General features: G+C 59.2%; 6 protein-coding genes and 1 pseudogene. All 7 read left to right on the top strand.

Annotated features, from left to right (window positions below; all coding sequences use genetic code 11):
• A pseudogene (locus tag PGS10_RS21170) lies at positions 1-366 on the top strand (T6SS phospholipase effector Tle1-like catalytic domain-containing protein); the annotation flags it as partial.
• A 214-nt stretch (positions 367-580) separates the two neighbouring features.
• Positions 581-1153, top strand: a complete 573-nt coding sequence (locus PGS10_RS21165; RefSeq protein WP_047078535.1) for a DUF3304 domain-containing protein — start codon at positions 581-583, stop codon at positions 1151-1153.
• Positions 1126-3555, top strand: coding sequence for a T6SS phospholipase effector Tle1-like catalytic domain-containing protein (locus PGS10_RS21160; RefSeq protein WP_289578613.1), 2430 nt, complete (start codon positions 1126-1128; stop codon positions 3553-3555). The genes PGS10_RS21165 and PGS10_RS21160 overlap by 28 nt, the downstream gene beginning before the upstream one ends.
• A gap of 97 nt (positions 3556-3652) precedes the next feature.
• On the top strand, positions 3653-7036 hold the full coding sequence (locus tag PGS10_RS21155; protein ID WP_316423447.1) for an ImcF-related family protein: 3384 nt from the start codon (positions 3653-3655) through the stop codon (positions 7034-7036).
• A 72-nt stretch (positions 7037-7108) separates the two neighbouring features.
• A complete protein-coding gene (gene tssF / locus PGS10_RS21150; RefSeq protein WP_063415155.1) occupies positions 7109-8869 on the top strand; it encodes a type VI secretion system baseplate subunit TssF in 1761 nt (586 codons plus the stop codon).
• On the top strand, positions 8833-9918 hold the full coding sequence (gene tssG / locus PGS10_RS21145) for a type VI secretion system baseplate subunit TssG (RefSeq protein ID WP_047045178.1): 1086 nt from the start codon (positions 8833-8835) through the stop codon (positions 9916-9918). The genes tssF and tssG overlap by 37 nt, the downstream gene beginning before the upstream one ends.
• Positions 9896-10435, top strand: a complete 540-nt coding sequence (gene tssJ / locus PGS10_RS21140; RefSeq protein ID WP_063415157.1) for a type VI secretion system lipoprotein TssJ — start codon at positions 9896-9898, stop codon at positions 10433-10435. Before tssG ends, tssJ begins: the two co-directional genes overlap by 23 nt.
• Positions 10436-10524: the final 89 nt, after the last annotated feature.

The raw sequence follows: 10524 nt of genomic DNA, 5'->3' as shown, positions 1-10524 counted from the left end.
GGCCCGCTGGGTAAACTGCCGGATCCGGTGTATGTGCCGCTGAAGGCCAAAGCGCTGGAGGTGATGCTGGCGGACCAGCTGAGCTGGATCACCGCGTGGCGCACCGAGCGCTTTGCCAGCCCGCAATACGCCGATAAGTATTATCAGCGTAAGCCTTTTTATCAGCAGGCGCTGAATGAGCAGGTCAGCGCGCTGCCGTCGTCGACGGCGCCCGCGGAAAGCGAAGGGCCGCGAGAAGTGCCGTTTATCGATAAGGATCGTCTGGATCGCGCGGCGTGGGGCTATGACTTTGCCCATACCGGTATCGTGGCGCTGCTGGCTCAGGTGCTGCTGGATATTATTCCCACCACGCAAGCCTGCGGGTAAAAATGATTATTGATATTAATGTCGGCGATATAGTAGTGCAGGCGCGAACGGATATGAAAATACAGCTGAAGATATTTATAGCGGCCAATTTTATTTGACCGCTACAAATATCATTATCAGTTATATATGGGGGTTCATCTATTAGCATAAATACAAGCATTTAATTACGCCATTTATTAATAAGTCATCACTTTATATTTGTAAGGACACATCAATGATAAAGCATATCCGTATTTTGCCCGGCGGGCTGGTGGTGCTGGTCGCCGTTTTGCTCTGCCTGCTGACGGCCTGTCGCGACCACAGTCGCGACGGCATGAGCGGCGCTGATATCACCCTTTTAAACCACGGCCCGGACGACATTGTTTCGGTGCAGGTGAACGGTTACGGGGGGCCCAGGGCTAATCCCTACGGCGGCGGCGGCGGCTTTTGTTGCGTGATGGTACCAGATGTCTGGCGCCCGGGACTGACGGCAAAAATCACCTGGACTTCCGATCCTAATGCCTGGATGAAATCGAGTGATATGCCCGATGATTATGAAACACACTATCAGCGGCATGGACCGATCACCGTACCTATTGAGCGCTGGGAAGAGGAGCAGGCCTGCGGTTTTCATGTGCATATTTTCCCCTGTGATAAGGTGCGGATAGTGCGTTCCTGCATTCCGCCGGGACAGCCGGGATATCCGGTCCCCCAGTCTCCCCCTGACTGGGAGGTGAGGGCACAGAAAATACTAATCAAACATATCAAGGAGGAAGTTGTATGTCCGACACCGCAGACTCCACGCTGAATGCCCTGAAGGCGCTTATCGCAGCGTTTCAGACCGGCGCCACCCCGGTCGCTGTTAAAACCTCCACCGCGGAAGCGGCCAGCTTACCGCCGCAGTTTCCCGGGCTGGATGACAAAAAGCCCGCGGATAAAATCAAGCAGCAGAAAACCGAATACAACGAGCGCGGGCGCCTGCCGGCGAGCAGAACGCAGACCGAAGGCAACTACGCCAGGCAGTACCTGGAGGGGTATGTTAAAGAGTCCGATCATCAATCGGATAAAAAAACGGAACCGGGCTGCCCGGCCAGCCTGCATATCAGCCTGTTCTTCGACGGAACCTGCTGTAATGAAGAAGATGGTGATGAAATGTATGGCTCGCGAAACCCGCCGTTGACCAATATCGGTCGGCTTTATCATGCGGCCAGTTGGGTAGATCAAAAGAATACTGCAGAAAACGATGGCTATTTTAGTTACTATTTTCCCGGCTGTGGGGCGCGCTTTCCGGAGATAGGTGAAGAGCACTACTCGCTGGACGGCGAGCTGTTTGCCAATGGCGGCGAAGACCGTATCAACCAGGCGCTGCTAAAAACCTACAGCAGCATCTGCTATGCGGTGAACAAAACCGCGATCAAAGACAGCGAACTGACCAGATATCGGCAAAGTATGGCCACCGTCTGGCCCTTCTCGCGGCTGACCCAGAAGTTCAACCGTAAAAGCGCGCTTGACAAATTCTGCGACGACCATCTGGGGTGCGTGGTCAATCAGTGGCCGCGGCAGCCAACGCGGTTGCATATCCAGCGCTCGCAGCGGCGCATCGCCAAAATCAAGCTCTTTGTCTACGGTTACTGCCGGGGGGCCGCCACCGCCCGCGCCTTCGCCCGCGGGCTGGAGTCGCTGCTCGATGACGCCAGAATGCCGCTCGATGCGACAAATATGCTGCCGGCGGGGGCGGTGGTACCCGGCGGCCCGACCCTGCTGGGCATTCCCATCAGTATCGAGTTTATGGGGCTGCTGGATACGGTCTCCGCGGTTGGCGTGCCGCATATCCTGCCGTCGGCCACCGGGCATCTGGGCTGGGCGGCCAACAGCCTGCGGCTGCCGACCACCAAAGGCTTTTTAAAAAGCTGCTACCACTTTGTTGCCGGCCACGAGCAGCACGGCGACCTGCCGCTGGATTCTATCCGCGGTCCGGACGGTAAATACCCGGCGGGGGCGGTAGAGGTGGTCTACCCCGGGATGCATGCCGATGTTGGCGGCGACTGTAAGCCTGCGGAACTCGGCAAAGTGCAGACCGATGCCGCCGGCCTGCTGTCAAAGGTTGTGCTGCACGATATGTATGCCGCCGCCTTCGATGCCGGGGCGCCGCTGAGCGTACCTGAGGAGGTATTGCCCGGAGGGGCTAAAAATAAGACCTACCGGATAATGACGAATGCCGTTATAAAACAATTTAAAATCTCCGAACAGGCGATCGCCCTGTTTAACGCCTGGCAGCAGGCCGGGGCGCAGCAGGCGGGGGCGAAGACCGAAACGCCGGCCGTCAACGAGGCGGAGGTGGTGGCCATCGCCGTGGCCCAGGGCCGGGATCCGGTTGCCGCGCTGAAGGCGGCTCACGACAAGGCGGATGGCGATAAGGCGAAAGCCGCCGCCGCGAAGCCGCCGGAGAACGGCCCGCTGGGCAAGCTGCCGGATCCGGTGTATGTGCCGCTGAAGGCCAAAGCGCTGGAGGTGATGCTGGCGGACCAACTGAGCTGGATCACCGCCTGGCGCACCGAGCGCTTTGCCAGCCCGCAATACGCCGATAAGTATTATCAGCGTAAGCCTTTTTATCAGCAGGCGCTGAATGAGCAGGCCAGCGCGCTGCCGTCGGCGGCGGCGCCCGCGGAAAGTGAAGGACCGCGAGAAGTGCCGTTTATCGATAAGGATCGTCTGGATCGCGCGGCGTGGGGCTATGACTTTGCCCATACCGGTATCGTGGCGCTGCTGGGCCAGGTGCTGCTGGATGTGATCCCCACCACGCAGACCAACCAGCTTGGCGGTCCGCTGGTGGCGGCGCAGGAGTCGGAATATATTCAGATCAAGAAAAGCGGCGATGCCCGGCGGGCGGCGCTGATGGGCTCGCCGACGATGCTGGATTTTTACGATAACTACGTGCATGACACGCTGGCTAAATATAATCACGACCCGCTGCACTCCTCGTTTTCCCACGGCTATTTTGCGTCGCGGACGATTTACGATAACGATGATGATACGTGGGATTCGGTGAAACAATTTGGCCAGCGGGTAAAAGCGATTATAGATATTAATGTCGGCGATATATTAGTGCAGGCGCGAACGGATATGAAAGATCTGAATACGGTATCGGGCGTGCTGGGTAAAATATATCGCGATATAAAAAGCGAGGCTTTTAAAATACTGCTGCCTTAATTCGTTATCGCCATATTCATTATATCCGCTAAGTATCCTTAATAACGCTATACGGGCGTGATGATGCACGCCCGTGGCTAAGGGAATCATCAATTTTATGTTCAAGGAAAAAAATGCCGCGGTAATGACCGTCGCGGCTACCGCGACCCTGTGTCTTGCCGTCTGGACAATTGTGGTCCTGCTGGGCGGTCTGGGATGGTGGAACTGGCACGCCAACCGCACGCTGCAGTGGACGGCGATCCGCGAGATATTGACCGTCTGTGGCCTGATCTGGGCGTATGGTCTCTGTCTCTGGATACTGGGCTTTATTGCTTTCCACCTGTTTATCAGGCAAAAAGCCGATGGGCAACAGCGTCAGACGCGGACTTTTATTAGCCAGCAGACAAAACCGGTGCAGCCGTTTGCGTCCTTAAAGCACTTTCTCCGTCGCCGCTACGGCCGATTGTGGCGCAATAAGGTCCGCCTGCTGTGGGTCGCTGGCGAGGCGGCGCAGATTGCCGCCATCGTTCCCGGCCTTGCGCATCAGCAATGGCTGGAGGGCCGCGGTACGGTGCTAATTCACGGCGGTAGCCTGTCGGCGAAGGTGGATAATGAGCGGCTCAGCGCCCTGCGTCGGCTGCGCGGCCGCCGACCGCTGGATGGTATCGTGCTGGCGCTGGACAATGCTCAGGCCACCGCCGCGAACCTGGACGGGTATTTGCGTACGCTGGAGCTGGTAGCGCAGGTCCTGCGCTACCAGCCGCCGGTCTATCTGTGGCAACTCCACGACAGCGACTGGCCTCAGGATACGCGCATTACCCAGACGCTGGGGGCGTTGTTCCCGCCGCGGGCCGTCCTGCAGGATGTTGAACGGCAGCTTCGCGCCATTCTGCCCGCCATGCTGGCGCAGGGGACCCAGCAGTTGTGCGCTGATTCGTCCCACGATTACCTGCTGCGTATCGCTAAATGGCTGAAGGAGGGCGGTATCAGCGGCTGGAAGTCGCTACTGACGCCGTGGCTTACCGGGTATCTGCAACAGATCCCGCTCCGCGGTCTGCTGTTCAGCCCATCGTTAAAGGCGGAAGAGGAGGCGGACAATGGGCTCTATCCCCACCATTGGTCAGCCCCGGCCGTCTGGCAGGGGATCATCGCAGACTGTGGCCGCGCGCGCGGCGTGCCGGTGGGGGGGGCGTGGCGCCGCTCCCTCGGCGTCGGCCTGCTGGCGCTGTTTGGCTTGTGGGCGGCGGGAAGCCTGCTCTCTTTTATCGTCAACCGCCAGCAAATTGTTAGCGCCACCCAGCGGGTACAGCTGCTGCGGCAGCCCGTCGTTAACGACCAACAGCTGATCGATTTGCAGGTGCTGCGTAACGATATCGGCCGTCTACAGAATCAGCTTGCCAACGGCGCGCCCTGGTATCAGCGCTTTGGTCTTAATCATAATGCGCCGCTTTCTACCGCGCTGCTGCCGTGGTATGGGCGGGCTAACCAGCGTCTGATCCGCGACGCGGCGGCAGAAGCGCTCACCCGGCAACTGACGGTGTTGGTCAACCTGCCGCCGCGCAGCCCGCAGCGGGCGCAGCTGGCGAAAGCGGGTTATGACCAGTTAAAGGCCTATCTGATGATGGCGCGTCCGGATAAAGCCGATGCGGCGTTTTACCGCCAGACAATGACCGCCGCGCAGCAGACGCGTCAGGGAGTCGCCCCGGCGCTATGGCAGAGTATCGCCCCCGATCTATGGGCCTTCTATATGGACAACTTGCCGTCGCAGCCGGCGTGGAAAATCACACCGGACGCCGCGCTGGTGACGCAAGCGCGTCAGGTGCTGCTGGCGCAAATCGGGCGGCGCAACGCTGAAAGCACGCTTTACGAGAACATGTTGCTGCAGGTGCGCCGCAACTATGCCGACATGACGCTGGAAGACATGACGCCGCAGACCAATGCCAGCCGGTTGTTTACCACGGAAGAGGTGGTTCCGGGGATGTTCACCCGCCAGGCGTGGGAAGGCGGCGTGCGCGAGGCGATCGATAAGGCGGTGGCGGCCAGGCGCGATGAGATCGACTGGGTGCTGAGCGATAGCCGCCAGACCGTCAGCGGCGATGTCTCCCCGGAGGCGTTGAAACAGCGGCTGACCGATCGCTATTTCACCGATTTCGCCGGGACGTGGCTGGGTTTTCTCAATAGCATTCGCTTGAATCCGGCGCGCAATATTGCCGATGTTACCGATCAGCTGACGTTGGCGGGCGACGTTCGTCAGTCGCCGCTGATTGCGTTGATGAATACCCTTGCCTGGCAGGGGCAGACCGGGCAGCAGCGTGAGGGCGTGGCGGATTCGCTGGTGAAGTCGGCTAAAAATCTACTCGATAAGGATAAGCAGCCGTTTATCGATCAGCAGGCCGGCGGCGTGCGCGGCCCGCTGGAGAGTACCTTTGGGCCGCTGCTGGCGCTGATGGGCAAAAATCCCTCTCAGAGCGTGGTCGCCGCAGACAGCACCCTCAGTTTACAGACCTGGCTGACTCGCCTGACTCGCGTACGCCTGCGGCTCCAGCAGGTGGCAAACGCCCCCGACCCGCAGGCGATGATGCAGCAGCTGGCGCAGACCGTGTTCCAGGGCAAAAGCGTCGACCTGACCGACACCCAGGAATACGGCAGTCTGGTGGCGGCCAGCCTCGGCGAAGAGTGGAGCGGTTTTGGCCAGACCATGTTCGTCCAGCCGCTGACGCAGGCCTGGGAGACGGTGCTGCAGCCATCGGCGGCCAGCCTCAACGAGGCGTGGCAGCGTTCTGTGGTCGCCAACTGGCATTCGGCTTTTGACGGCCGCTATCCGTTTGCCGCGGGTAAAAACGATGTCTCGCTACCGATGCTGGCGGCATTTATCCGCCGCGACAGCGGGCGGATCGATCGGTTTCTCACCAGCCAGTTGGGTGGCGTGCTCAACCGCGAGGGCAGCCGCTGGGTGGCCGATAGCACGCACAGTCAGGGGCTGACGTTTAACCCGGCCTTCCTGAAGGCGATTAATCAACTGAGTTCCTTGTCCGACATCCTGTTTACCGACGGCAGCCAGGGGATGGGGTTTGAACTACAGGGGGTGGCGACGCCGGGTATTGTTGAAACGCAGCTCACCCTCGACGGCCAGAATATGCACTACTTTAACCAGCTTGCCGAATGGAAAAGTTTCCGCTGGCCGGGGACGTTCAACAAACCCGGCGCGATGCTGACCTGGAGCTCAACGGCGGCGGGCGCCCGGCTATTGGCGAACGACAGCGGCCCGTGGGGCACGCTGCGTATGCTGGAGAGAATGAAGCGCCAGCAGATCGGCGATGGGCTGTTTCGCCTGACGGTCAATACGCCGGATAGCCGGCACCTGCAGTGGTTACTGCGTACGGAACTCGGCGATGGCCCGCTGGCGTTGCTGAAACTGCGAAACTTCACGTTGCCGACACAGATTTTCATCGTGGAGGCCCCCCGAGCAGAACCGTTTGCCGACGGTGACGTAGAGGAATAAGGGCCGACATTCACTCTGCAAGCGCTGCTTTACAAGCAGCGAGTTTTCTAATTCTGACATCTGAGATATTCCATGGACGATTTAACTCTGCGTTATTTTGACGCTGAAATGCGCTATCTGCGCGAGGCTGGCGAGGAGTTTGCCCGCGCCCATCCCGATCGCGCCGCGGCGTTAAACCTCGATAAAGCCGGCGCCCGCGATCCCTATGTTGAGCGGCTGTTCGAGGGCTTTGCTTTCCTGATAGGGCGGCTGCGCGAAAAGCTCGACGACGATCTGCCGGAGCTGACCGGCGGGCTGGTGAGTATGATCTGGCCGCATTATCTACGTACCATTCCGTCGCTGGCGATGGTGGAGTTCAGCATCGACTGGCGGGAGATGAAAGAGCCACAGCGGCTGGAGAAGGGGACGGAGGTGATCTCCCGGCCTATCGGCGAGACGGGCACCCGCTGCCGTTACACCACGACCCAGCCGCTAACCTTACAGCCGCTCGCGCTCTCCCGCGCCAGTATCAGGACGCTGGCGGATGGCCGCCAGGCGATTTGTCTGCGTTTTGATTGTGGCGAGCTGGTTGACTGGAGCACGCTCGACCTGCGCCGTATCCCGCTATACCTGAATGCCGATGCGCCGCTGGCCTGCGCGCTGCATGAAGCGCTGACCCTGAACGTGGCGCACATCGGCATACGTCTGGCGGGGGAGGCCGATAGCAGGCCGCTGGCGGCCCATTTTGCCGTCTGCGGGTTTGGCAACGATGAGGCGCTGCTGCCTCAAAGCGGCGGGTTCAGCGGCTACCAGTTGCTGCTGGAGTATTTCAGCTTTCGTGAAAAATTTATGTCGGTCGCGCTGTGCGGCCTGGAGAATATGACGTTTCCTGATGCGCCGGGATGGTTTGAGATAGACGTGGTGCTGGATAAATCGTGGCCGCAGGAATACGCGTTGTCAGAGAAACATCTGCGCTTACACTGCACCCCGGTTATTAACCTGTTCCCGCTGGAGTCGGACCCGCTGCATCTGGATTCACTACAAAGTGAGTATCTGCTGCGTCCCATGCGCGTCCAGGATGGACACACCGAAATCTATTCGGTGGAGTCCGTCACCTCTTCTCGCCTTTCCGGCACCCAGGCGTATGTGCCGTTTACCAGTTTTCGCCACAAAGGCGGCATGTTGCGCCATGATGCGCCGGAATATTATTACCACACGCGCGTTAAACGTGGCCCGTCCGGGCTACATGATACCTGGCTGACGCTGGGCGGCGAGGCGTTTGACCAGCATCGCGTGCCGCAGAATGAAACCCTGTCATTGAGCCTGATCGGCACCAACGGCCAGCTGCCGCGCCGGGCGTTGCAAAGCACGCTGCTGGACACGGTGGTCAAATCCACGACGTCGCGCCTCCAGGTGCGTAATCTCAGCGCGCCGACGTTGCCGTGTTATCCACCGGATCGCGACCGTTTTCACTGGCGGGTGTTGAGTCATCTCGGCAGCAGCTTCCTGTGGATGATGGATAACGCCGAGGTGTTGCGCGGCGCGCTGGCGTTGTATGACTGGACGGATAACGAAATGAACCGCCGTCGTCTGCAGGCGATCGTCGATGTGAGCCACTGTGAGGTGGAACGTTTTGCCGAGGGGCATTTTCTACGCGGCGTGCAGATAGAAGTGACGCTTGACGGTAACGGCTTCGCCGGGCACGGCGACATCTGTCTGTTTGGCGAGATGCTCAACCGCTTCTTTGCCCTGTATACCGACATCCACCTGTTTAATCGTCTGATTCTGATACTGCAACCTACCGGAGAGCGTCTCGAATGGCAGGAGAACCACAAACGCCGCATTCCCGGCTGAGCCCGCGGCTTGAGCGGGATATTCAGCGCATCAACTTTTACCGCTTCTGTCAGCTACTGGAAAAATCGCGACCTGGCGCGCCGGCATTAGGCAGCACGCTGAACCCGGCGGATGATCCGATACGCTTTCGCCCGCATCCGGGGATGGGTTTTCCGGTCAGCGAGCTCAAAGCGGTGGAGTATGATGAGGCGCATCCCGACGCGCCGCCGACGCTGCGCACCACCTTTATGGGGCTATACGGTGTCGATTCACCGTTGCCTACCGCCTGGCTGGATGATATTGCGCAGCAAAGAGAAGGGCATGAGGCGCAGGAAGCATTTCTCGATATTTTCAACCACCGCATTCTGAGCCAGTTTTATCGCATCTGGCGCAAATACTCGTATCCGGCAACCTTTGAAGACGGCGGTCGCGACCGTACTTCGCAGAGCCTGCTGGGGCTGATCGGGCTGGGCATTCCCGGCACCGCTCAGCATATTGCCGCGCCGGTATCTCGCTTTCTGGCATTACTCAGCGTGATGCGCCTGCCCGCGCGCACTGAAGAGGGAATTCAGGCGCTGGTACGATTGTTGGCGCCCCATACGCGGGCGGAAGCGTCGCCGCACTGCCCACGGACGGTGTACCCGGCGCAGCCGCTGGGTTTTTACGGCGATAACGATTTCCTGCTTGATGGCTATACGGTACTGGGCGATGAAACGACCGAGATTGCCAGCCAGTTGCTGATCGCGCTGTATACCGATGATATCGCCGAGGCCGCAGGCTGGATGCCGGAAGGGCAAATCTATGCGGACTTTCTGGTTCTGCTGCGGGTTTATCTCGGCTGGCGCTATAAGGCCAAAATCACCTTAACGCTTCCCACGCCGCTGTTACCCGCGCCGGTGCTCGGTGAAACGCCGTTTATGCTCGGCATCAGCGGCGTTCTGGGCATGGAGGGGGACGCGGTTCCGCCGGATTTACCGGCCACGTTTACCACGGAACTGGGCGGCTACCGCGGCATGCCGCTTGCACCATTATCACAAGGAAACCAACGTGTTGCATATCACTTCACTTAAACTATCCGCACTGATTATTCTGCCGTTCATGCTGGCGGGCTGCGGGCTAACACAGAAAATCAGCGACGGCGCTTCATCCGCCGTAAAGTCAGTATTTTATCGCCAGGTGAAAACGCTGCGTCTGGATTTTAGCGCGCGCAATGCGTTAAACACCGATAACCGCGAGGATAACAGCGCCTCCCAGCCGGTGATGGTGCGGGTCTATGTGCTGAAAGATCGCAAGACCTTCGATAAGACGGTTTACCAGCAGCTGGCGGCGGAAGGAGAGGACATTTTAAAAGACGACCAACTGGCCAGTCGCGGCCTGGTGCTCAAACCGGGAACGGCGATGAGTCTCACCATGCCGCTGGATGAACAGGCGCAGTATGTCGCCGTGGTGGCGCTGTTCCGGGCGCCGGATCTGACGAAAAACGACTGGAAGCTGGTGCTTACCCGTGAGGATCTTGACCCGGACCGCGCGCGCGTCATTGAGGCCAGCCATCATCAACTTGTTCTGCAACCACGGAAGGACAAGTGAGAAAGGCGCTGCGCAATTTTATATTCAATTAATAACCTCACTGACGCCATGATGGCCAAACCTGATTTTATTTAAGGTTTGGCCTGTTG

Source organism: Klebsiella sp. 141153, from assembly GCF_032601995.1.
GTDB lineage: Bacteria > Pseudomonadota > Gammaproteobacteria > Enterobacterales > Enterobacteriaceae > Klebsiella > Klebsiella aerogenes.
The sequence above is the reverse complement of the archived record's forward strand: the minus strand, read 5'-3'. Positions and strand labels throughout refer to the sequence as shown.